Raw genomic sequence first — 24456 nt, 5'->3', positions numbered from 1 at the left:
GCCGACGATTTGCGTTCGGCGGCGCGAACGCGTAGACGTAATGGCATGACACGCAGACGCTCCCAGCATTTCGGCCGCAACTACATCAACAGCGCGGGCCTGTTCGAACGTGTGCTCATCGTGCTCGTCGTCCTCGTCGTCATCGGCGTCACGATCGGGCTTGTGCTGCCCCGTCTCAGTCCGAAGATCGCCGAGATGACCGGCGAATACCATGCGACGGGCTCGGCCGCGCAGACGCTCGACGGACTCGTCGTCAACGACCATCCGTCGTCGAAGGGATACGACCGCGAGAAATTCGGCTACCGGCAGACCGACGTCGACGGCAACGGCTGTGACGTGCGCGACGACGTGCTCGACCGCGACCTCGACGACGTACGCTACACGAAGCGCGGCGGCTGCAAAGTCCAGTCCGGAGTCCTCGAAGACCCCTACACCGGTGACGAGATCCATTTCAAACGCGGACGGGACACGAGTGCCGCCGTGCAGATTGACCACGTCGTGGCGCTGCAGAACGCATGGCAGTCGGGTGCGAACACATGGAGCGCGAAGAAACGCTACGAATTCGGCAACGACATGTACAACCTCATCGCCGTGGACGGTGCGGCCAACCAGGAGAAATCATCGGCCTCAGCCGCATATTGGCTGCCGGAGAACAGCGGCTACCGATGCGAATACGTCGCGCGGCAGATCGGCGTCAAGGACAAATACGGGCTGAGCGTCACGACGCAGGAGAAAAGGGCGATGCTCACCGTGCTGCGCAGCTGCCCGGGTCAGGCGGTGCCCGAGGAATGACGACGACGATTGAGCGAGCCGCGAACAGGCACCGATTCGTTACGTTGGCCTTCTAGGAGTGCTTGATAGGACAAGGCGACGAGGAGCGGCGATGGCACGGCGAAGTGAAACGAAACCAGATGGCACGGCGGGTGGTGTTCAGGAGCCGGTGGACATCGATACGCTCGGACTCGATGTGGAAGCCGCGCAGGACATCGCCATCGCACGCAAGGACGAAGGACTGCCGGAGAAGGCGGCACATGCGCTCGCCAGCATGCTCGGACCGGCTTTCGTCGCGGCCGTCGCCTATGTCGACCCCGGTAATGTCGCCGCGAATCTCACGTCCGGCGCGAAATACGGCTACATGCTCGTCTGGGTGCTCGTCGTGGCGAACTGTATGAGCGTGCTCATCCAATATCAGGCAGCGAAACTCGGCGTCGTGACCGGCAAAAGCCTGCCGCAGATCCTCGGCGAACGCATGGGCGCGGCCGGACGTTTCCTGTTCTTCATGCAAGCCGAAGTGATCGCGATCGCCACCGATCTGGCCGAGGTAATCGGCGGTGCGATCGCGCTCAACCTGCTGTTCGGCATACCGATGCTGCTCGGCGGGTGCATCATCGGAGCCGTCTCCACATTGCTGCTGTTCTTCCAGGGAGGGGAGACGCACAAGATCTTCGAACGTTTCGTCATCGGGCTGCTGCTCGTCATCACCTTCGGCTTCATCGCAGGGTTGTTCATGGATCCGCCGAACCCGCTCGAAGTGGCCGAAGGGCTCATCCCGCGCTTCTCGGACGGCGCCTCGGTGCTGATGGCCGCGTCGATGCTCGGCGCGACCGTCATGCCGCACGCGATCTACCTGCATTCGACGCTCGTCAACGACCATTTCGGCAAAGGCATCGACCGGCCGAGTGTGCCCGAGATGATGCGCGGCAGCCGCATCGACGTCGTATGGGCGCTCGCTATCGCCGGCAGCGTGAACATCGCGCTGCTCGTTATCGCCGCGAATTCACTGCACGGCATGGGTGGCACCGACACGATCGAAGGCGCGCAGCACGCGATTACGCAGGTACTCGGGCCGACCGTCGGCACGATCTTCTCGATCGGGCTGCTCGCATCCTCGCTGTCCTCCACGTCGGTCGGCACCTACGCCGGTTCGGAGATCATGAAGGGGCTGCTGCGGGTGAAGGTGCCGATGTGGGCGTGCCGCATCGTGACGCTTGTGCCAGCGCTCGTCGTGCTCGCGTTCGCGAGCAATCCGACCGAGGCGCTGATCATCGGTCAGGTGGTGCTTTCGATCGGCATCCCCTTCGCAATCATCCCGCTGATGCGCTACACCCATGACCGTGAGATCATGGGCAAATACGCCGATGGCACGGTCAAGCACATCATCTGCCTCGCCGTATGCGCCGTGATCGTGCTGCTCAATCTGGTGCTCATCGTTCTGACGGTGATGGGCAAGGCATGACAGCTACTTCGCTGTGACGGTGATGGGCAAGGCATGACAGCTACTTCGCTGTGACGGTTGCCGCGTCCTTCTGACGACCCAGCGCGCGGCGCACCGCTTCGCGGGTAGAGCCGGCATCTTCGCCCTTGACGCCGAAGACGACCAGCAGAATCATGATGAAGTTGATGATCGCACTGATGCGCAACGCCCATTCGATGCCGATGATGTTCGCGGCGATTTCGGTGCGGCCGGAGGACATCTGCGCTGCGGCGATCGAATACATCGTCAGGATCATGACCGGCGACCCGATCGCGCCGGCGATCTGCCGCACCGTGTTCGTGACCGCTGAACCGGCGGACACCTCGGCCGGCTTCAGGCAGTTAAGCGACCAGGTGGTGACCGGCATCATGACGAAGCCCATGCCGATCTGCCGGATGAACTGGCAGATCGAGATGTACCAGATCCAGGTGTGCATGCCGATCATGCTCATCATCACGGTGCCGAGGCACAGCAGCGTTGTGCCGACCATTGCGACCGGACGCGCGCCGAAGCGGTCGAGCGCCCGTCCGCCGAAGAACTGGGCGATCGCCTGCGCGATGGCGCCCGGCAGCATGACGAGACCGCTGATCGTGGCCGTATAGCCGCGGCAGTTCTGGATATACAGCGGAATGAGCACGACGAGAGAGCTGAACGCGAAGAAGCTCAGCGACGCGATAAGCGTGCCGATCGAGAAATGCGCGTTGCGCAGCACCGACAGATCCAGCAGCGCCGGACGGTTCGCCTTGCCGGCTTTGAAACGCTTCTCGCTATGGATCTGCCGTAGCACAAACCAGATGATGCCGCCGACGCCGATGACCATCGGCAGCCAGACGACCGGAGCCGCAAGCGGATAGGCCTGGATGTTCGTGAAGCCGAACATGAGGGCGCCGAAGCCGATAATCGACAGACCCACCGAGAAGAAATCCGCATGCGCCGTCTTGTCCGATGCCCCAAAGTTGTGCAGTCCGCAGGCGGCGAGCACGATCGCGATGCAGCCAATGACGGTCAGCGTGAAGAAAATCGAGCGCCAGCCGTTCATATCGGTCTGCAGGCCGCCGAGCGTCGGGCCGATCGCCGGGGCCACGGCCATTGCCATGCCGACGACGCCCATCGCCATGCCGCGCCGGTCAAGCGGAAAGATCGAGAAGACGGTGATCTGCAACACAGGCCACATGACGCCGGTGCCGGCGGCCTCGAGGAAACGGCCGAACAGCGCGAGCGGGAAGGTCGGGCTGAGCCATGCGAGCACCGATCCGACCGTGAACACGACCATCGACGCGATGACGATCTGCCGGGTGGAGAAACGTCGCGTCAGATACGCGGTCAGCGGCACCATGACGCCCATCGTCAGCTGGAAGATCGATGTCATCCATTGGCCGAGCGTCACCGAGATGCCGAAATCGTCGACAAGCGTCGGGAGTGCGGCGCTCAGCTGCAGCTGCGTGAAGTTGCCGACGAAGGTGATGAAGGTCAGGATTGCGAGCGAGATGAACGCCGGACGTGTCAGATGGCCATTGCGGTACGCGCGCTCGCGGGTGAGCACCGTGGACAGGGCGGCGATGCCGCGGTGTGCGGCCACCTCCGGCTCTGGTTCGTGATGCACTTCGCGCGTGTACGGACGTCCGCCGTGCGGTGCGGGCATGCCGCCGGGTCGTTCGTCCTGTGGATGCTCCTGTTGTCCGTGTGCTGCCATGCGTTCCTAGGTTCTTATCGGGATCGCGGCGCCGGTGGCCGCTGCTTCACTCAGTCTTCTTCGGTAGTCGTCACGGAGGCCTGCGCTTCGTCGACGACCGGCGTCTCGCCGGTGGGGGTGTCGTCGGCCGACTGCGCATCGTCCTGATTCTGCGGGCTGTATTCGGCGACGCTGAGCACGGCGATGCCGTCTGCGGTGCGCACGAAGACGTTCGCGCGGCCTCCGATCTCCTCGATGCCCTCGAGCAGATGCGAGATCGGCTCCGTGTCGAGCACCGGCAGCACCTGCGCGACGCCCTTCTCGTCGATGACGCGCAGCGTCTCGTCGAGTTCGCCGGTGGCGAGGATCTCGTCGATGCGGCGTTCGAACTGATGCAGCTCGTCGTCCTCGATTGTGTCGTCGCTTTCGTCCTGCGTGGTGACGGCGTCGATTTCGCCGGTCTGGATGTCGTCCTGCGTGTCCGGCGTGACGGTCGTCGTCTCCTCGATCACGTCGTCGGCCCCATCCTCGACGTATTCCGTATGTTCTGCCATCGTGGCCTCCTTCGAATCGGCATCCGTCGTCATGCGTGCAACGGTGCAAGGCGTGTCGGTGGTGGCCTCGGTGTGGTCGCATGGATGCTGTGGGATGCTCGGCGTAGTTGAGATACCTCGACACAATATTAGACAGGGGGCATTCCCTATTCACTATTCGAGAAACGAACGGAGGTGTCTACGCGGATGTATGGACGCGTGCGCAACGGGGACGGCCTGAACATGGTTCGCGTTATGATGAATGTTCGTATGCGCGGGGACTTGTGATCCGTGCCGTGATGCGACGTCGTTTACGCATCAGATGACCATGTCATTTCATCAGAGGGAGAATGATGAGCGGAACGCAGAGCGACGCGCAACTGGCTCAGCAGGTCGACCGCCAATCCGCCAAGGTGTTGCAATGGCGATTCGTCATGAACCTTGCGCTCATGGTGTTCGACGCGCTCGTGTTCTTCTGCGTGAATCTGGGTGTCATGGCGATGTACAGAGAGATGCGCGTCTTCACAACGCGCCTGCAGTGGAACGTCACGATCAATCCGTACCTGTACGCGGCGGTATGCGCGATCATCTGGGTGTTCTGCGCGCGCGTTGCCGGCGTCTACCACCGTCATGTGTTCGCCGACGGCTACCAGCTCAATGTCCTGCTGCTCAAGGCGACGTGCATCAGCTGGATCAGCATCTGCGCCGTCAACTACATCATGCAGACGACGATTTCGCTGGCCGATGTCACTGTGACCTGCCTGTGTGTCTGGATCGTTGAGATGATCGTGCGCATGGTCGCGAGGATGTTCCTGACGGCACGCCACCGCAAGGGCGAATACGCCTATCCGACCGTTATCGTCGGCTCTCCGGAGGGCATCGGACAGATTCTCAAGTTCCTCAACCAGCGCAAGCAGCTCAACTACAAGCCGGTTCGTGTCTGCCCGATTCGCGTGAACCGGGCCACCGGCCTCATCGAGGCAGATCCGGACCGTAATCTGCTCAAGGCCGAGGTGGAGGAGGCCTGGGGTGAGTTCATCCAGCCAATCACCTACGGCGACGACCTCGCCGCGCGCATCGCGCAGACCGGCGCGCAGACCGTCATGGTCACCGATGTGCTCGACCGCTTCTCCGACAACCTGAGCACCTTCGCCGTGCAGATGGAGGCCCTCAATCTGGAGATTGCGCTGATCACGTCGGCGCTCGACATCGCCGAGCACGCGACGCAGATGCGCAACATCCAGGGCATGAGCATCATGACGATCAGCCTGCCGCAGTATTCGCCGGCGTCGCGCATCAAGAAGCGCATCTTCGACCTGATCGTCTCGTCGATCGCGATCATCCTGTCGTCGCCGATCATGCTCATCGTCGCATTGGCGATCAAAATCGAGGACGGCGGCCCGATCTTCTACAAGCAGGAACGCATCGGTTTGCATGGCAAGCCGTTCTATATCCACAAGTTCCGCTCGATGCGTGTGGACGCCGACAAGCATCTCAAGGAAGTGCTCGAAGCGAATGGTCAGGAGATGGGCGCACGCTACAAGCTCAAGCATGATCCGCGCATCACGAAGGTCGGCAACTTCATCCGCAAGACGAGCCTCGATGAGCTGCCGCAGTTCTTCGACGTGTTCACGGGTTCGATGAGCGTCGTGGGCCCCCGTCCGCAGCGTGACTTCGAAGTCGAGGAATACGATCAGGTCTATGCGACGCGCCTGTTGGTCAAGCCGGGCATCACCGGTCCGTGGCAGGTCTCCGGCCGTAACGACCTGAACGAAGAGGAAAGCCGTCAGCTCGATGTGAGCTACGTGCAGGATTGGAGCGTCCTTGGTGACGTCGTCTACATCCTGCGCACGATCGGCATCGTCGTGCATCCGCACGGCGCGTACTGAGCAACAATAAACCAACCAAACCGAAACCAGAAGAATCGAGAACATGATGAAGATTGCGGTTGCCGGCACCGGCTATGTGGGCCTGTCCGTGGCATTGCTGCTCGCGCAGCACAACGAGGTGCATGCGTTGGACATCGTCCCGAAGAAGGTCGAGATGCTCAACGAGTGCACGAGCCCGATTGTGGACGTGGAGATCACGCGCTTCCTCGATGGCAAGCGTGACGGCACGATGGAACTCGACTTCCAGGCGACGACCGATCCGGCCGTGGCCTACACCGGCGCCGACTACGCGGTCGTCGCGACGCCGACGAACTACGACCCGAAGAAGAACTACTTCGACACCTCGAGCGTCGAAGCGGCGATCAAGGCGATTCGCGAATACGACCCGGACTGCTGGATCGTCATCAAGTCGACGATTCCGGTCGGTTACACGGCGCAGCTGCGCGAGAAGACCGGCGACGAGAAGATCATCTTCTCCCCGGAGTTCCTGCGCGAGGGTCACGCGCTGTACGACAACCTGCATCCGTCGCGCATCGTCGTCGGCGCGCCGATGGACGACGAGCAGGCCGTCGAAGCGGCGCACGTCTTCGCGAATCTGCTCGCGCAGGGCGCGGCGCCGGAGGAGCATGAGCGCGTGAATGCGGACGGCACGACCGGCATTCCCGAACTGGTGTGCGGCACGATCGAGGCCGAGGCGATCAAACTGTTCGCCAACACCTTCCTGGCGTTGCGCGTCGCCTATTTCAACGAGCTGGACACCTATGCCGAATCGCGCGGCCTCAACACGTCCGAGATCATCCGCGGCGTCTGCCTCGATCCGCGTATCGGAGGCCATTACAACAACCCGTCCTTCGGATACGGCGGATACTGCCTGCCGAAGGATTCGAAGCAGCTGCTTGCGAACTACGCGGATGTGCCGCAGAACCTCATCGAGGCGATCGTCGCGTCCAACGGCACGCGCAAGGACTTCATCGCCGAACAGATCCTCGCGAAAATCGAAGGCGTCGAGAAGCCGACCGTCGGTATCTACCGCCTGACGATGAAGTCCGGTTCGGACAACTTCCGCCAGTCGAGCATCCAGGGCATCATGAAGCGCATCAAGGCGAAGGGCGTTCCGGTCGTCGTCTACGAGCCGACGCTCGAGGACGCCGAGTTCTTCGGCAGCCCGGTCACGCATGACCTCGACGCGTTCAAGGACGCGGCGACGATCATCGTCGCCAACCGCTGGAACGACGAACTCACCGACGTCGCGAACAAGGTCTATACGCGAGACCTGTTCAAGCGCGATTGAGCTGTGATTCAGCTGATGGACGTCGAGTGTTGGTCAACGCGTGGCGTCCATCCATCTTGCATCTTGCTGTTGGAATGTAAACGTAATTCGAGGGAACGCGATGGGATGGTCGTCGACGATGGGGAAGATCCGCACGAAGCTGCAGTACGTGTGCAGCGCGACTCGCCTGTTCGGGCCGCGGATGGGGATGACGAGCCTGATGCATCATCTGGCACATCGTAATATCGGTGCATATTATGCCAAGCTCGTCGAGGCGTCATGGAAGCGCTTCATGAAGGACATCCCCTTTGACGCCGACGCGCTCGCCACGATGCCCGTGACCAATGACGGACCCATATGGGTCATGTGGTGGCAGGGTCTGGACGGCTCCGAGCCCCCGATCGTCCGCGCCTGCATTGACAGCATCAAGCGTCACGCCAGCGGGCGCGAGGTCCGCCTCATCACGAAGGACACGGTCGAGCAGTACGCGTCGCTGGATCCGTCGATCATGCGCAAGGTGCACGACGGCAAGATCACGATCACGACCTTGTCCGACATCGTCCGTTTCGCCGTGTTGAAGGAGCATGGCGGCATGTGGATGGACGCGACGATGTATCTGACCGCCGACCTGTCCGACAACGTCAGGCGATACACGTTCTATTCGATTCCGAACCATCAGAGCGCGCCCACGCGCAACTGGACCGGCTACTTCATGGGAGGCAAGCAGGGGAATCCATTGTTCTCCTATATGCTGCAGGCCTTCGTCACGCTGTATGGGTTGACCGACCACATCCCCGACTATTTCATGATCGACGTGATGCTCTCCGCCGCGTATACGCATATCCCACAGGTGCGCGCGATGATCGACGCGGAGCCGGTCAACAATCTGCATCGGCTGTATCTTGCGGGCAAGCTCGCCGATGCGAGCGTGGACCTGCCGGCCGACACCTATGCGTACAAGCTCTCCTATAAGAACGTGCAGCGGATTCCCGCCGCGCATACCGTGTACGGCGCGGTACTCGACGGCACGCTGTGAACGATACGGCGCTTCCCATGTGCTGACGATGTGCCCACAATATGCCAAGGATATGCCGACGAAGCCGCCGGCATGGAGGCATTCGAGCTTCGTGTGCTACGATGGCCACTCGTAATCATCGCCTGAAAGGCTCGTCGCCATGCCGCGCCGCCATGCTCATGGCGATACGCAGGCTGCATACCGTGCGTTGATTACACTGGTGACGTACAGGCCGAGTACGCAATCGGTGCGCGCAGAAGTGATAGGTGCTCCCGAAAGGAATCCAGGATGCCTCAGACGAATGTTTCAGTCATCATCCCCACGCTGAATGCGGGAACGATGATTGACGATCTGCTGACCAGCTTGGAGCATCAGCGCAGGGTGCCCGACGAAATCATCGTCGTGGACTCCTCCTCCGACGACGACACGCGTGACCTCGTGCGCCGTCATCCCGAAGTGCGTCTCATCGTCATCGACCGTAAGGATTTCAACCACGGCGGCACGAGGGACATGGCTCTGCGCGAAAGCAGCGGCGATTTTGTGTTGTTCCTTACGCAGGACGCACTTCCCGAAAGCGACCAATACATCGATGCCGTGCTCGCGCCGTTCGAGCAGGAGCGTGTCGCGCTCGTCTACGGCCGTCAGATACCGCGCGCCGACGCGCGCCCGGCGGAGACGCTCGTCAGGGAATTCACCTATGGGCCGAGTTCCTTCACCATTACGCCGCAGGATGTGCGGCGTCTGGGCATCAACGCGTTCCGTGCTTCCGACGTCTGCGCCGCCTACCGGCGCACCGCGTATCTTGAGGTAGGCGGCTTCGAGAACCCGGTGCTGACGAACGAGGACATGTTCATCGCGGCGCGCCTGCTGCATGCCGGGTGGCATGTCGTCTACGAGGCACAGGCGGCGGTCATCCATTCGCACAATTTCACATGGCGGCAGCAGTACAAGCGCAACTATCTGCAGGGCGTGGAGATGGAGAAGCACCGCGACATCCTCGGCTCGGCGCCGATCACCGGCGAAGGCTTCGCGATGGTGGGCCATACGATGAAGGGACTGCTCGCCCAAGGCAGGATCATCGACATGGGCTCGTTCTTCATCGATTGCGTGTTCCGCTATGTCGGCAACCGCAAAGGCAAGATCGACGCCAAACGCGCGGCACGTCGCGCATGAGGGGACAACCGATGCAGGAGCTGAAACCCACCCAGATGTACATCGTCTCCCACAAGGACTTCGACGCCCCGAACCTGGAAGGTTACACGCCGATCCTGGCCGGCGCCGCAAACAACACTGCGTCGATCGCGGTGCGCGACGACACGGGCGACAACATCTCCGCGCTTAATCCCGAGTTCTGCGAACTGACGGCGCAGTATTGGGTGTGGAAGAACGCGAATCTGGGCGACGACAACGTCGGATTCGTGCATTACCGCCGCTACTTTTACACCGACCACCACAAGACACGGATCGTCCCCGCATCGGTGCTCTCGCAGGATCTGCAGCGGTATGACATCATACTGCCCGAGCCGTGGGTGCTGACGAAGACGATCGGCACGCAGTTCGCGCAGTTCCACAACATCGACGACCTCAAGACAGTCCGCGCGATCGTCAACCGCCGCACGCCCCAGTTCGTGCCAGCCTTCGACGCGCTGATGCGCAGGCACGACCTGAGCTGCTACAACATGTTCGTCATGTCCGCACCGCGCTTCGACGCCTACATGACATGGCTGTTCGGCATTCTCGACGAGGCACGAGCGATGCTCGACGTCTCCGGATACGACGCCTACAACAGGCGTCTGTACGGCTTCCTCGCCGAACGTCTGCTCAACATCTGGGTGGACGCCCAGCAGCTGAACGTCAAACGCTACCCGGTGTACATGCCGGACGAAACGGCATGGAAGGCGAATCTGAGGTCGCGCGTCAAATCGCTCATGTATCTGCACAGGATCTGATGTCCGCGAGCGGCCCAAACAGTCTTCACAGAATCGAGGAACCACGCTGATGCGTTGTGCTGGAATCGTCGCCTTCAACCCCGAGATCGAACGGTTGCGGGCGAATCTGCGCGCCACCGCGCCGCAGGTGCGGCAGGTGTTCGTCTACGACAACGGCTCCGCGAACGCGCAGGACGTGCATGCGCTGTGCGAAGGCGAATTCGACAATGTGCATGTGATCGCCGACACCGAGAACCGCGGCATCGCGTTCGCGCTCAACCAGCTGCTTGCGGCCGCGCATGACGGCGGATACGCACATATCCTGATGCTCGATCAGGACAGCGTGCCGACCGAAGGCATGTGCGACGAACTCGAACGGCATCTGAGCGGCGACGTGGCGATGGTCAGCCCCTTCATCCTCGACCGCAACCGCATGACGATGGAGGAATACCGCGCGATGACGATGCCGCCGCTCGAACGGCTCACGCACGCGGCCAAGCACGGCGCGATCACCTCCGGCACGCTCAACGACGTCGAGGCGGCGCTCGCCGTCGGTGGTTTCGACGATGCACTGTTCATCGATTATGTTGACTTCGATTTCAACGAACGGCTGCTGCTCAACGGATACACGATCGTCAAGGACAACCGCGCCTGCCTGATCCATGAGAAAGGCAAATCGGAGAAGACCTTCGTCAGGGTGCCGCGACGCGGTCCCGGCGGCAAGATCGTGTGGCAGCCGCTGTACAAGCTAGGCTACGGTCCGATACGCTGCTACTATCAGGCGCGTAACCGCATCATCTTCTGGAAGAAGTACCATCGGTGGACCGGTTTGGAAGGACTGACGGAGATTCCGATGCTGATGGTGCTGTCATTGGTGTTCGAAGGCCACCGCGTCGCCAAACTCAGCGCATACTGCCGCGGCATCCGCGATGGCGTGCGCATGCATATCGAGGAGTATCGCAAATGACCGACGGCAACGTCGACGCCAATGTCGCGACGCATCCGGATGATCAGGCGGCCGCGCCGGCGGTGTCGGTCGTCATACCGGTCTACAACCAGCAGGCGTATATCAGCGACTGCCTGGAATCAATCGCACGGCAGACCTATGACGATGTCGAAATCATCGTCGTTGACGACGGCTCCACTGACGGATCGGCCGCAGAGACCGTGGAATACGCCAAACGGGACGCGCGGATCACGCTGCTCGCACAGCCCAACGCGGGCGTGTCGGCTGCGCGCAACCACGGTCTCGCCGACGCGCGAGGTGAGTGGGTCTGCTTCATCGATCCGGATGATACCGTCGGACCGCGGTATCTGGAGACGTTGATGGCGGCCGCACATGAGGATACCGACATCGTCATGAGCGCGTGTGTGGCATGCGGCACGGGCGGCGAGGAACGGCAGCATTTCTTCCCGCAGCCTTTCACTGCCTCCGATGCCGAACACAAACGACCACTGTACCACCAGCTGATCGATGGTTCGTATGCGCAACCGAAAGGCTTCGTCACGGCGATCGGTGTGCCATGGGGAAAGCTGTACCGCCGGTCGTTCCTGAAAGCGCAGCGGCTACGTTTCGACCCGCAACTGCCGCGCATGCAGGACAACATCTTCAATATGCAGGCTTTCGCCGCGGCGCGCAGCATCGTCTACATCGACGCGGCCGAATACCGCTACCGCGTGGGCGGATTGGGGGAGCGCACCTACCGCAACCATGCGCAGGGGCTCTACCATCCTGCCATCGACGCGCGTGCGCGGCTCATGCATGCATACGGATTGGATAAGGATCGGCAACTCTACGCAGCATGGCAAGAAGAACAAGTCAATCTGTATTTCCAGGAATACAAGGCTGCGATCATGCTGGCGCCGTCCGGGAAGCGGGTGGCGGCGGCGAACAAGCGTGTGCGGCAGCTGCGCCAGCGGCTCACTGACATCGATACATCGGTGCTCAGTGCGCCGATCCGATTGAAATACACGATGATGCGCAATCCCGTGCTGCGTGCCGCGGCTGCGAGCGCCATCGGTCTGCGTCAATGTCAAGGAGGGCAATCATGACCACGGACACGCCTCGATTCGGCTTCGTTGTGCTGCATTATCTTGCCGACGACGCGACCGGGCAATGTATCGAATCCATCAGACGGCACTGTGCGGGAGCCGACATCATCGTCGTGGACAACAACTCCGCGAACGGCAGCTACCAGCGGCTGCAGCAACGCTACGGCGACGATCCGGCCGTGACGTTGCTGCACAACCGGATGAACGCCGGATTCGCGCGCGGCAACAACGTAGGGTATGCCTATGCGCGCGATACGCTGCACTGCGACTTCATCGTAACGATGAACAACGATGCGACGGTGGTAGATGATGATTTCATGACGGTATGCGTTCAGGACGCGCAGGCCCACCCACAAGCAGGCGTCATCGGCCCGGACATCGTCTCCGGCAGGAACGGATCGCACTCCAACCCGATCTATGCGATGGTCGATACGCGCGCGGAAGTGCGCAGGCAGATCAGACGGTTCCGTGTGATCCTGCTGCTGCTGCATCTGCATCTGTTCGGCCCGCTCACCCGACTGAAGGCGAAACTGACCCATGCGGACACCGAAGCGCTTCCCGAACATGTAAACCGCACCGCGGACGCCATCGAGGGAAGGCCATACAAACTGCATGGTGCATGTCTGGTGTTCACGCCGGTCTTCGTCCGGCGTTTCGAGCACCCCTTCGATCCGGGCACGTTCCTGTATTTCGAAGAGGACATCTTGTTGATGCGTTGCCGTCGACAGGGATTGACGATGCTCTACGACAAGCGTCTGACGGTGCGCCATGCCGAGGACGTCTCCACCGACCGCTCATTGCCGCAGGACGAACGGCGCAGGATGATCTTCACGTTGCGCAACTACGTGCGCTCGCTGAACGTGCTGGACCGCTACGTTCCGGCGCGATGAACCGAACGGATTGCCCATCAACATACCAAAATACCAACGGTGCTCGTATGGATACACAGCTTAAACAACCCAAGATACGTTCCGTGAAATTCAACGTGGTTATGAACACGATCCTGACCACGTCCACATTCCTGTTCCCGTTGATCACGGTGCCATACGTGTCCCGCGTGTTGGGACCGGACAACAACGGCATCGTGTCGTGGGCGTTTACGTTCGTCGGCTACTTCTCGCTGGTGGCGTTATTGGGATTCAACATGTACGGCACGAGGGAATGCGCGAAGCTCAGGGACGACCGCGAACGGTTGAGCGCGGTCGTTCAGGAGCTGCTGGTCATTCTGATCTGTTCGACGACGATCGTATACATCGCGTTCATCGCCTTCGTCTTCGCGTTGCCGCGCACACGCGACGAGCTGCCGCTGATGTTCATCGTCGGCACCTCGATATGGCTTTCGGCATGCGGTGCGGAATGGTTCTACCGCTCCATCGAACAATACGAATACATCACCGTACGCAACATCCTGTTCAAGATAGCCAGCATTGTGCTGCTGTTCATATTCGTGCGTCGGACCAACGATTATCCGGCCTATGCGGCGGTCACCGTCCTCGGCACGACCGGATCGAACATCCTCAACATCCTCCGGTTGCGTTCCTTCGTCACGTTCTCCCGGCACCGTCCGATGCGTATCCGCCGGCATTTCAAACCGATGTTCGCATTCAGTGTCTCCAGCATCACGTCGGGCATGTATGGGCAGATCGACATGCTGCTGCTCGGCTTCTTCAGCTCGAACTATGCATTGGGCCTGTATCAGCTCGTATTCAAAATCCGCAATATATGCACCGGTGTAGGCGGATCGGTCACTGGTGTCATGCTTCCAAGGCTTTCGTATTACGAGGCGCAGGAAGGACATGACCATACGACCAGGCTAATGGCGAAGAACTTCAATTTTCTGCTGATGCTCGGATTGGCCATCATTGCCGCCTTGGTCATCTGCGCCGACCCGTTGATCATGATCCTTGGCGGCGGCGATTACCTTCCCGGCAACGCCGCGTTGCGGATCGGCGCGCCGCTGGTTCTGCTCGGTTCCATCGGATCGATGCAATCGCAGTACATGGTCGCCTCCGACCAGGAAAAAACCTACACCTATACAAATGTGGTCGGTTTGGTCATCGCGATTGTGCTCGAATGCATCCTCATCCCGTTGTGGGGCATCGACGGCGCGGCGCTCGGACTGGTGCTCACCGAACTGTCCGTCTACTGCATCCGCACATATATCCTGCGTGATTTCATGAAACAAGTGCGTCGATACACCGATTACGGGAAGATTGTGCTCGCCTGGGTGGTGGCGTTCCTGCTCGCCGCAGGCGTGTATTACCTGATACGCACATGGAATCCGTTCGCGCAGATCATCCTCACGGCGCTCGTGTTCTGCGGTGCCGATGGAGGCATACTGATGCTGACGAAGGAATCGTTCCTCACCGCGATGGTGAAGCGCAAGCGCTGAGACTACAGTGCACGTACCGTCGAAAGCTCGACGAGGCGGTCAGTGAGCTTCTTCGGCCAGAACCGGTACCTGAACACCGTACGGACACGTCGGCGCCGCGGCAGCTGCGGCAGTGCGCAGTAGGCGTCGAGCGTCTCGAGACCGGACGGTCGGGCATATGCGGCCAATGCGTCGCGAACATAGGCTGCCTGATCGATCATGCGATGCATGCGCGCCACGCGGCGCCGACGGATCGGGGCGCGATGGACGATAAGGCTCATCAGCGTTTTGAGACCCGAATAGCCGTGCGCGCCCATCGCGTTGTCGCCATGCTGCCGGTAATTCACCGTCGCCTGATCCACATACACCACATGGCCCAATGCCGCGGCGACAAGCGCGTAGCACCAGTCGTGCATGATCATGCGGTCGCCGTCGCCGTGCGTCACGATGGACTGGAGGACGTCACGCAATGTGGAGTTCATCGCGCTCGCACAGCCGGTGACGAGATTCTGCGCAAGCAGTTCATTCAGCTGGGTGCGGTGAGGATCACGGCCGATGAACCGCAGGAACGACGGTGCGATGACATAATTGTGCGCATCCACCACCACTAGGTCGGAGAAGGCAAGCAGCGGCGTATCCGACCCGTACTGCGCTTCGGCGGCATGCATGCGCTGCATGAACAGCGCCAGCTTGTTGGCATGCCACAGGTCGTCCTGATCGGCAAGGAACACATATCGCCCGGACGCCTGTGCCATCAGCGCATTGAAATTCGCCTGCGGGGAACCATGGCGCACATCGTGGGAGACGATGCGGATGCGCGCGTCCTGCGCTGCCAGACGTGTGATGATGTCGAGCGTGCCATCGGTGGAGCAATCATCGGAAATGCTGAGCGTCCAATTGCGCAAGGTCTGCTGTTGGATGGACGCGATCTGCTGTTCGATGTATTCCTCGCCGTTGTAGGTGGCCATGAGAATTTCGATGTCAGGTTGCATGGATGCGTTCTTTCCTCCGGTGAGTGGTGATACCCACGATACTCCGGCACCACAGTATGGGGATAGCGGCGGACGTCACGATAGCGCCCGCTTGCTAAGCTGGTCGATATGACTGATGCGTTTGAACCCAAGAACATCATCGTGACCGGAGGCTGCGGCTTCATCGGGTCGAATTTCGTGCACTACGTGGTGAACAACCATCCCGAGACCCATGTGACGGTGCTCGACGCGCTGACCTACGCCGGCAATCTCGAGAACATCAAGCCGCTGCTCGGCGACCAGGTGGAGTTCGTTCACGGCAACATCTGCGACGCACAGCTGCTCGACGAACTCGTGCCGGGCCACGACGCGATCGTACATTACGCAGCCGAATCGCACAATGACAACTCGATCGCCAATCCGGAGCCCTTCCTCAAGACGAACGTCGAAGGCACGTTCCGCCTCATCGAGGCGGCACGCAAATACGACGTGCGCTTCCACCACGTGAGCACCGACGAGGTGTACGGCGACCTCGCGCTCGACGATCCGGCGAAGTTTACCGAGGAGACGCCGTACCATCCGTCGAGCCCGTATTCGTCGACGAAGGCGAGTTCGGACATGCTCGTGCGCGCATGGCACCGCACCTACGGGCTGCGCACGACGATCTCGAACTGCTCGAACAACTACGGCCCGTACCAGCATGTCGAGAAGTTCATCCCGCGCCAGATCACGAACATCATCGAAGGCATTCGCCCGAAGCTGTACGGCGACGGCCTCAACGTGCGCGACTGGATCCACACCGAAGACCATTCGAGCGCCGTGTGGACGATCCTGACGACCGGCCGCATCGGCGAGACCTATTTGATCGGCGCGAACGGCGAACGCAACAACCTGACGGTGCTCAAGGACATCCTGCGCGTCATGGGCCAGCCGGAGGACGCCTTCGACTGGGTCAAGGACCGCCCGGGCCATGACCGCCGCTACGCGATCGATTCGACGAAGCTGCAGACCGAACTCGGCTGGCGCCCGACGCACACCGACTTCGAATCCGGATTGCGCCAGACCGTGCAGTGGTACGTGGACAATCCGCAGTGGTGGGAACCGGCGAAGGCCGCCACCGAGGCGAAGTACAAGGCGCAGGGGCAGTGATATGGCGATGATGGGGTTCCGTCGATGTGGATGGAGCCCCCATCATCGACCAATGGGACAACCGTCAGCAACAGCGTAAAGAGGAACGATATGGAATTCGAAAAGGAACTCAAGGTCACGACGACGAACATCCCCGGACTGCTCGTCTTCGAACTGCCGGTGCACGGTGACAATCGCGGCTGGTTCAAGGAGAACTGGCAGAAGGCGAAGATGACGGCGCTCGGGCTGCCCGAAGACTTCGAGCCGGTGCAGAACAACATCAGCTTCAACGCCAAGCGCGGAGTGACGCGCGGTATCCACGCCGAGCCGTGGGATAAGTTCATCTCGCTCGCCACCGGCGAAATCTTCGGCGCATGGGTCGATCTGCGTCCCGGCGATTCCTTCGGACAGGTCTTCACGACGCGCCTCGACCCCTCGCGCGCGATCTTCGTGCCCCGCGGCGTCGGCAACAGCTTCCAGGCGCTCGAGGACGGCACCGCCTACACCTACCTCGTCAACGCGCATTGGTCGCTCGAGATGAAGAAGACCTACACCTTCGTCAATCTCGCCGATCCCCAACTGGACATCCAGTGGCCGATCCCGCTTGAGGAATCGGAACGCAGTGAGGCGGATCTGCGCCATCCGATGCTCAAGGACGCCAAGCCGATGGAACCGAAGCGCACGCTTGTGACCGGCGCCAACGGCCAGCTCGGCCGCGCGATCCGCGCCTACGTCGAGGCGCACGGCCTCAAGGGCTACGAATTCACCGACATCGACGAATTCGACTTCTCCGATCCGGACGCCTACGCGCAGATCGACTGGAGCCTGTACGGCACGATCATCAACGCCGGCGCCTACACGGCCGTGGACAAGGCCGAGACCCTCGAAGGGCGTGCGCTCGCATGGAAGGCGAACGCCGAAGGCCCGGCGCTGCTCGCGAAGACGGCGCAGCGCTACCATCTGACGCTCGTCCATGTCAGCTCCGACTACGTCTTCGACGGCACGACCGAGATGCACCGCGAGGACGAGCCCTTCGCACCGCTCGGCGTCTACGGGCAGTCGAAGGCGGCCGGCGACATCGCCGTGGCGATGACCGACAAGTACTACATCCTGCGTTCGAGCTGGGTCATCGGCGACGGCCACAACTTCGTCAAGACGATGATGGCGCTATCCGACCGCGTCGCCGACGCCGACGATGCGCTGAACGAGGTGACGGTCGTCGACGACCAGTTCGGACGCCTCACCTTCACCGACGACATGGCGAAGGCGATCTTCTTCCTGCTTGACACGGACGCCGCCTACGGCACCTACAATCTGACCGGCTCCGGCGACGTGGTCAGCTGGGCGGTGATTGCGAAGGAGGTCTTCGCCGAAACGAACGGCAACGGCGAGCATGTACGCCCGATCAGCACCGAGGAGTACTTCGCGAACGCGAAGGCGCCGGTCAGCCCGCGTCCGACCTACAGTGCGCTCGACCTCGCGAAGATCGAGGAAGCCGGATTCGTCACGACCGACTGGCGTACGTCGCTGCACGACTACGTGCGCGCGGCGAAGGCCTGAAAGGACAAGACATGAAAGGCATCATCCTCGCCGGCGGATCCGGCACGCGACTGTACCCGTTGACGACGGTCACGTCGAAGCAGCTGCTGCCGGTCTACGACAAACCGATGATCTTCTATCCGCTGAGCACATTGATGCTCGCCGGCATCCGCGATATCCTGATCATCTCGACGCCGAAGGATCTGCCGAACTTCGAACGGCTGCTCGGCGACGGTTCACAGTACGGCGTTTCGCTGAGCTACAAGGTGCAGCCGAGCCCCGACGGCCTCGCTCAGGCCTTCCTACTCGGCGAGGAGTTCATCGGCGGCGACGCCTGCGCGCTCGTGCTCGGTGACAACATCTTCTACGGCAACGGTCTGGGACGTCAGCTGCGGCGCGCCGCCACGCTCGAACACGGCGCGACCATCTTCGGCTACTATGTGGACGATCCGGAACGCTACGGCGTCGTCGAATTCGACAAGGATCACAAGGCCGTGAGCATCGTCGAGAAGCCGGAGCATCCGACCTCGAACTACGCGGTGACCGGGCTGTATTTCTACGACGACCGCGTCGTCGACTTCGCGAAGCAGGTCAAGCCCTCGCCGCGTGGCGAACTGGAGATCACCGACCTCAACCGCATGTACCTCGACGACGGCAGCCTGCATGTGCAGACGCTCGGCCGCGGCTATGCGTGGCTCGACACCGGCACGATGGACAGCCTCTTCGAAGCGGGCGAGTTCGTTCGCACGATTCAGCGCGCGCAAAACATGCCGATCTCGGTCATCGAGGAGATCGCCTACGAAAACGGCTGGATCACGAAGGAACAGCTGCTCGAGGCCGGACACAAGTACGGTAAGAGCCCCTATGGCAGGCATCTGCTCGACGTGGCCGACGACAAGATCATGCTCGGCCACGACGACTGAGGCGATGCGCTGAGCTCGGCGAGTTCGCCGCGCATGGCTACAATGGCATACCGGCGTGCGCGCCCTCTGCGCGCGACGCCGGTGGCACGCCGTCCGTTGGATTCATCGTGGGCGGCATCCCAATGCGTTTTTTGGATGTTGAGGATTTATCACCGAGAGGAATCGTTATGCCCACACATGACGACGATGAGCATCGTATCGAAGCCGCGCAGGACGACGTGATGGCGAAGGACAACGGCGGCGTCGCATCGACAGACGGCACTGAGACAACAGATGGCGCAGCATCGAACGGCGTCGAGCGGCAAGACAAGCTGGCATGGTACCGGCGTATGCGCTGGTGGGGCTGGATCCTCATCGCGATCGCCGCGGCCATCGTCGCCTTCGCCGGCACGGTCGGCACGCAGGCGCTGCTCGTCAAGCATCATGAGGAGGCGGCGATCGCCGTCGTTAAGGACGCCGTAAAAAACAATCGCCTCAACGACCTCGACGGCGTCGTCGCCGACGTGCAGAAGCAGACACGCGCCGCGAGGGACATCACGAACGGCGGACTGTGGTCGTTCACCGAGAAGATCCCCGGCATCAAAGGCAGCATGCGCGTCGTGCGGATGATGACCGACGTCGCCGACGAAATGGCGCAGGACACGGCGCCGAAATTCGTCGATGTGGCGCAGAGAATCGACGTCAAATCGATCTACAAGAACGGACGCATCAACGTCGAACCCATCATGAAGACATTGCCGGAGCTTGACACGGCCGCGCAGTCGCTGCAGCGGTACACCGAGGAATTCGACAAGATCCCCGAACCGGGCATCGGCGTCGTCGCGAACGCGCTCAACAGCAGCCGCAGCATGCTCGACAAGGCCAATCGGTATCTGCAGCAGGGCGTGCACGAGTATCTGCCGAAACTGTCCGAATGGCTCGGCTACGACGGCAAGCAGACCTACGCGATTCTCGCGATGACTCCCGGCGAGATGCGTGCGAGCGGCGGCCTCGTCGGCGCTGTCGGCACAGTCATGATCGATGACGGCAAAATCGAGATCGGCGATTTCCAGAGCAATGCACAGTTCGCCAAGTATTCAGTTACCGCCCGTAATCTCAGCGTCGATGAGAACCGTCTGTACAAGCAGGATGGGCCGATGCAGCTGAACTACGACGTGCGCGATATTGCGAATTCGCCGGACAATGCGCGCGTCGCCGAGTACTTCAAGGACATCTGGGATCAGACGGATATGGGCAAGCACACCAAACTCGACGGCGTCATCCTGGCGGATCCGTTGATGGTGCAGAGCCTCGTCAAAGTCCTCGGGGACGTGAAGCTCGCCGACGGAACGGTGCTGACCGGCACGAACACCGCCGACTTCCTGCTGAATACGGCCTACAAAGAGTACGCGCCCGAGGACACGGACGCGATGTTCGGCACCGTGGCGAAGGCCTGCGTCAAGCGGCTTATGGGCGATCTGAGTGCGGGAAAGATGGTGGGCCTCGTCTCCGAGATGCTGACGCTCGCGCACGACCGTCATCTGTCCGTGTATTCCTTCGACCCGACGTTGCAGCAGATTCTGTGGGAACGTGGTTTGACGTCCACGGTGCCGCTCAACGAGGCCAAGCCGGAGCTCGGCATCTACATCACCGAGAACAACCCGTCGAAGATGGGCTGGTACATCAAGCGCTCCACGAAGATCACGCAGCTCGACTGCGGTGAGGAAGGCCCGGCGAAGTACCATGTGGAGTACACGATCCGGAACACGATGACCGATGAGGAATCGAAGACGCTGCCGCAGTACATCACCGGCATCAGGGCCGAATATCCCGACAGTCACGGCACGAGCTTCGAGAAGATCATGTTCATGCCGCCGGCGGGTGGCACGATGAGCAACTTCCAGGTCACCGGCAACGGCGCCGATCCGGTCGCCGACTCGCTCAACTTCAGGCTCATCTACACGACGATCACGCAGGTGCAGCCGGAAAGCACCGTCACCTACTCCTTCGATGTGACGGTGTCGCCGGACGCGACGCAGAAGCTCGGCGTCGACGAGACGCCGACGGCGTCGGCGAAGCCGGAGGTCACCTATGAGAAGCTGTGCCGCGTGGAGTGAGTATGCAATGACTGCGGAATGATCGAGAGACTGTGCGGTGACGGCGTGTCGCGATGACGGCCGCCGTGATGCCGCCGCCACATGTGACGTCACGCTGACGTCACATGTAGCGGCAATGCCGTTTTCCGCATGAAATAACGGTTATGACAGCCAGCTGCGGGGATGGGACGAATATTCGTGCCATCCCTGTTCGCTTATTCGCGTATGCTCGACGGCGACTCCTCCCGGCAATGCGCGGCACGTCGATTTTTAAAATACGATATATGGTATATACTCAAAGAGCAAGTGTCCAAAATCTCGACGTAAGGAAGTTCGAATATGTCGGTTTTACAAGGTTTTGAGCCCGTCAATCCTGCCAGCGCCGCAGGCAAAGCCGTGCTCACGGTGACGCCTCGGTACATGCGGTTCAACAAGAACACGGTGCAGGAATTGGAAGCTCCCAACTATGTGCAGATCCTGACGAACCCCCATACCAAGCAGATCGCCATCCGTGAATGCTCGGAGGCGGACCCCAACGCCATCGAATTCGTCAAGCCGAGCCGCAAGACCGCCTCGGTCACGCTGAACAGCCCGGTCGTGCTCAACGCCGTGCTCAGGTTCTTCAATTTCCCGCCGGTCGCCGATGACGAGGTCGCCTTCGCGCAGCTTAAGGGCATGCCGTTCCCAGACGACAAGACCGTCATCTTCGATGTGCGTGACTGCCGTCAGGGCGTCATGAAGAAGCGCGGCCGCAAAAAGGGCGTCGATTACAGCGCTTCGGATCAGGGTTCCACCCCGAGGCATGCCGCCTGATTGTTCTGGCGCGTCCTAAGCATTGAGCCCCCATGGTGTGCACCATGGGGGCTCAATGCTAGGTGAATGTGTAAATCTAGGTGAAAGTGCGCTTGCTGTGCGGCGGGATGAGCCGCGCCGCAAGCGTTTTAGGTCAGTACCAGTGGTTCGCCTGCCAGAACGCGTAGGCCCCCTGAATCGAGCCGTAACGGCCCTTGCAGTAATCCCAGAACCACTTGAGCTGCGTCTGGTAGTTCGTTGCCCAGTCGGCGCCATGCGAGGCCATCTTGCTGCCCGGCAGCGCCTGCGCCAGACCATAGGCGCCGGAGGACGGGTTCGTGGCCGTGACCGACCAGCCGGACTCGTGGGAGATGATGAAGACGGTGGCCGTGAAATCGGCTTCGGTGCCGCCGTTCGCGAGCAGGTAGTCATGCGCCCACTGCTGCATCTCGCCGACCGGGGCCGTCGTGCCGATGCTATTGTTCGACGCCGGCTTCGATTCGCTGGCCGAATCCGACGAGGAATTGCTGGACGAGTTGTCCGTCGTGGGCTGCGCGGCTGGCTGCGAATCGGCGGTGCCGACGAGGATGACCTTCTCGACCGGGGCCTTCTTGACCCATGAGGCGAAGGTATTCGAAGAGATAATCTTGTCGCCGCTGCGCTCGACGAGGTTCGTGCGTTCGAGGATGCCTTCCTGGCCTTCCGTCTCGACCTTCTCGGTGCCCTTCGGCAGCGACGAAGTCTCCTTCTTGACGGTGTTGAACGGGATCTTCGATTCCTCGGTCTCCATCTTCGCGCCGGCGCGGTTGATCGTGATCGTCGTCGATTCGTCGACCTTCGTCTTCAGTGACGGTTCAACGGTGTCGCCGCTTTCCAGCGTGATGTCGCCGGCGTCGAGCACCGACTTCACATCGGTGAAGTTCGTGCCGAGCACGGTGCGCGTCTTGCCGTTGATCGTGACGTTCACGTAGGTCGGCTCGCCGTCGAGCGCGTCACGTGCGTTGCCACGGGAGGCCGCATGCTCATCCGAGATCGAGTATGCGGTCGGTTGTGCGGTGGGGGTGCCGCTCGCATGGGAATAGATGCTTCGCGTGGCTGCACCGCCAGCCACGACCAGACCCACTGCCGCGCACACGGAGGCGATGCGAATCCACTGCCTCTTGGTGAGTGAACGAAGCGTCGGCTGGTCTGCTTTATGATGGGTAGCCATTGTGCTCCTCAACGTACGTCCGATGATCCTCGGCGGTATTCGCGGCCCCGGTCATGCGCAAGGGCGCCGCGGTGCGCGCGGTCGCATGGGACCGCCGCCGGCATGCACACTGAACAACAGTATATCGCACGTCCTTCGGCACGGCTTGGGAATATCGATATCTTCACAGTTCGGACATTGGCGTCCGCACATCGAGCCATCGAGCAGGGCATCAATCGGAAAACTCGGAGAAGTCGGCGGCCGAATACGGTGGTCGATTCGCGGGTCAGCCACCGGCGGAATGGCGCAATCCTGGCAAACGAAAGCCCGCCCCGGCGCACAGGTCGGGACGGGCGGTAATCGACGCGGACAGTCAGGTTACTTGTCTTCGTTCTCCTCGAGGATCTCGTGCGGATCCTCATGGTTCTTCTGCGCTTCCTCGAGCGCGGCCTGCACGTCGAGCTTCTTCGCCTGATCGATGATGTCGTCGAGATCCGGAGCGCGCAGCGCACCCGGCTCCTGATAGATGATGTGACCATCCTTGACGATCATCAGCGTCGGCACGGCCTGGACGTTCGCCTGTGCGGCGAGATCTTGATTCTTGTCGATATCGATCTTGCCGAAGAAGATGTCCGGGTTCGCTTCGCTCGCCTTTTCGAAGATCGGGCCGAAGGCGCGGCACGGGCCGCACCAGGTGGCGAAGAAGTCGAAGAACGCGATCTGATGGTCCTTGACTGCCTGCGGGAAGGTCTCGGTGGTGATTTCCTGAACTGCCATGGTGGTCTCCTTAATGACGTTCGTTCTCGATGGGTCTGTCATGCACAACCGCATCGACCCCTCCAGCATTCCACAAAC

21 protein-coding genes are annotated in these 24456 nt (G+C 61.2%); 16 read left to right on the top strand and 5 right to left on the bottom strand.

Annotated elements, in window-relative coordinates; genetic code table 11:
- Positions 1-45 precede the first annotated feature (45 nt).
- Positions 46-792, top strand: a complete 747-nt coding sequence (locus tag G606_RS0109080) for an HNH endonuclease family protein (protein ID WP_026645681.1) — start codon at positions 46-48, stop codon at positions 790-792.
- A 91-nt stretch (positions 793-883) separates the two neighbouring features.
- Complete coding sequence (locus G606_RS0109075; protein WP_026645680.1) at positions 884-2236, top strand: Nramp family divalent metal transporter; 1353 nt, start codon at positions 884-886, stop codon at positions 2234-2236.
- 40 nt (positions 2237-2276) lie between these two features.
- Here the strand turns inward: G606_RS0109075 and G606_RS0109070 are convergent, their stop codons facing one another.
- Both G606_RS0109070 and G606_RS0109065 read right to left on the bottom strand, forming a co-directional pair.
- Entirely contained in the window at positions 2277-3896 is a 1620-nt protein-coding gene (locus tag G606_RS0109070) for an MDR family MFS transporter (RefSeq protein ID WP_442852252.1), read from the bottom strand.
- Between the two features lie 101 nt (positions 3897-3997).
- Entirely contained in the window at positions 3998-4480 is a 483-nt protein-coding gene (locus tag G606_RS0109065) for a hypothetical protein (protein ID WP_442852251.1), read from the bottom strand.
- A gap of 332 nt (positions 4481-4812) precedes the next feature.
- On the opposite strand from G606_RS0109065, the gene G606_RS0109060 reads away from it, so the two are divergent.
- The 9 genes from G606_RS0109060 to G606_RS0109020 all read left to right on the top strand — a co-directional run bounded on the left by G606_RS0109060 (position 4813) and on the right by G606_RS0109020 (position 15005).
- Positions 4813-6348 carry a sugar transferase gene (locus G606_RS0109060; RefSeq protein WP_026645677.1) on the top strand — a complete coding sequence of 512 codons (1536 nt, stop codon included), beginning with the start codon at positions 4813-4815 and terminating at the stop codon, positions 6346-6348.
- Positions 6349-6394: 46 nt separating this feature from the next.
- Positions 6395-7639 carry a nucleotide sugar dehydrogenase gene (locus tag G606_RS0109055; protein ID WP_026645676.1) on the top strand — a complete coding sequence of 415 codons (1245 nt, stop codon included), beginning with the start codon at positions 6395-6397 and terminating at the stop codon, positions 7637-7639.
- Between the two features lie 100 nt (positions 7640-7739).
- Positions 7740-8654, top strand: a complete 915-nt coding sequence (locus G606_RS0109050) for a capsular polysaccharide synthesis protein (protein ID WP_051198820.1) — start codon at positions 7740-7742, stop codon at positions 8652-8654.
- A gap of 267 nt (positions 8655-8921) precedes the next feature.
- Positions 8922-9806, top strand: coding sequence for a glycosyltransferase (locus G606_RS0109045; protein WP_026645674.1), 885 nt, complete (start codon positions 8922-8924; stop codon positions 9804-9806).
- A gap of 11 nt (positions 9807-9817) precedes the next feature.
- Positions 9818-10582: a DUF4422 domain-containing protein gene (locus G606_RS0109040; protein WP_026645673.1), complete on the top strand. Its 765-nt coding sequence runs from the start codon at positions 9818-9820 to the stop codon at positions 10580-10582.
- Positions 10583-10631: 49 nt separating this feature from the next.
- Positions 10632-11528, top strand: coding sequence for a glycosyltransferase (locus tag G606_RS0109035; protein WP_026645672.1), 897 nt, complete (start codon positions 10632-10634; stop codon positions 11526-11528).
- Positions 11525-12613: a glycosyltransferase family 2 protein gene (locus G606_RS10545; RefSeq protein WP_051198818.1), complete on the top strand. Its 1089-nt coding sequence runs from the start codon at positions 11525-11527 to the stop codon at positions 12611-12613. The genes G606_RS0109035 and G606_RS10545 overlap by 4 nt, the downstream gene beginning before the upstream one ends.
- The gene (locus tag G606_RS0109025; protein ID WP_034524157.1) at positions 12610-13503 is read left to right on the top strand and encodes a glycosyltransferase; all 894 of its coding nucleotides are present in this window, start codon (positions 12610-12612) and stop codon (positions 13501-13503) included. The genes G606_RS10545 and G606_RS0109025 overlap by 4 nt, the downstream gene beginning before the upstream one ends.
- An 83-nt stretch (positions 13504-13586) precedes the next feature.
- Complete coding sequence (locus G606_RS0109020) at positions 13587-15005, top strand: flippase (RefSeq protein ID WP_231371484.1); 1419 nt, start codon at positions 13587-13589, stop codon at positions 15003-15005.
- 2 nt (positions 15006-15007) lie between these two features.
- Here G606_RS0109020 and G606_RS0109015 read toward each other — a convergent pair whose 3' ends face one another.
- Positions 15008-15976 (bottom strand): glycosyltransferase family 2 protein, encoded by a 969-nt coding sequence (locus tag G606_RS0109015; protein WP_026645669.1) that lies wholly within the window; start codon positions 15974-15976, stop codon positions 15008-15010.
- 108 nt (positions 15977-16084) lie between these two features.
- Between G606_RS0109015 and rfbB the strand changes: the two genes are divergently transcribed.
- The 5 genes from rfbB (at position 16085) to G606_RS0108990 (ending at position 22433) form a co-directional block, all read left to right on the top strand.
- Complete coding sequence (gene rfbB / locus G606_RS0109010) at positions 16085-17104, top strand: dTDP-glucose 4,6-dehydratase (RefSeq protein ID WP_026645668.1); 1020 nt, start codon at positions 16085-16087, stop codon at positions 17102-17104.
- 90 nt (positions 17105-17194) lie between these two features.
- Positions 17195-18643, top strand: a complete 1449-nt coding sequence (locus G606_RS0109005) for a sugar nucleotide-binding protein (protein ID WP_026645667.1) — start codon at positions 17195-17197, stop codon at positions 18641-18643.
- Between the two features lie 11 nt (positions 18644-18654).
- Positions 18655-19545, top strand: coding sequence for a glucose-1-phosphate thymidylyltransferase RfbA (gene rfbA, locus G606_RS0109000; RefSeq protein ID WP_026645666.1), 891 nt, complete (start codon positions 18655-18657; stop codon positions 19543-19545).
- Positions 19546-19712: 167 nt separating this feature from the next.
- Positions 19713-21641: a DUF4012 domain-containing protein gene (locus G606_RS10540; RefSeq protein ID WP_051198816.1), complete on the top strand. Its 1929-nt coding sequence runs from the start codon at positions 19713-19715 to the stop codon at positions 21639-21641.
- A gap of 318 nt (positions 21642-21959) precedes the next feature.
- On the top strand, positions 21960-22433 hold the full coding sequence (locus tag G606_RS0108990) for a hypothetical protein (RefSeq protein ID WP_026645665.1): 474 nt from the start codon (positions 21960-21962) through the stop codon (positions 22431-22433).
- A 133-nt stretch (positions 22434-22566) separates the two neighbouring features.
- Here G606_RS0108990 and G606_RS0108985 read toward each other — a convergent pair whose 3' ends face one another.
- On the bottom strand, positions 22567-23622 hold the full coding sequence (locus G606_RS0108985) for a G5 domain-containing protein (RefSeq protein WP_026645664.1): 1056 nt from the start codon (positions 23620-23622) through the stop codon (positions 22567-22569).
- A 357-nt stretch (positions 23623-23979) separates the two neighbouring features.
- Positions 23980-24378, bottom strand: a complete 399-nt coding sequence (locus tag G606_RS0108980; RefSeq protein ID WP_026645663.1) for a thioredoxin family protein — start codon at positions 24376-24378, stop codon at positions 23980-23982.
- Positions 24379-24456 lie beyond the last annotated feature (78 nt).

The organism is Bifidobacterium sp. AGR2158, from assembly GCF_000424225.1.
Taxonomy (GTDB): Bacteria; Actinomycetota; Actinomycetes; order Actinomycetales; family Bifidobacteriaceae; genus Bifidobacterium; species Bifidobacterium anseris.
The sequence above is the reverse complement of the archived record's forward strand: the minus strand, read 5'-3'. Positions and strand labels throughout refer to the sequence as shown.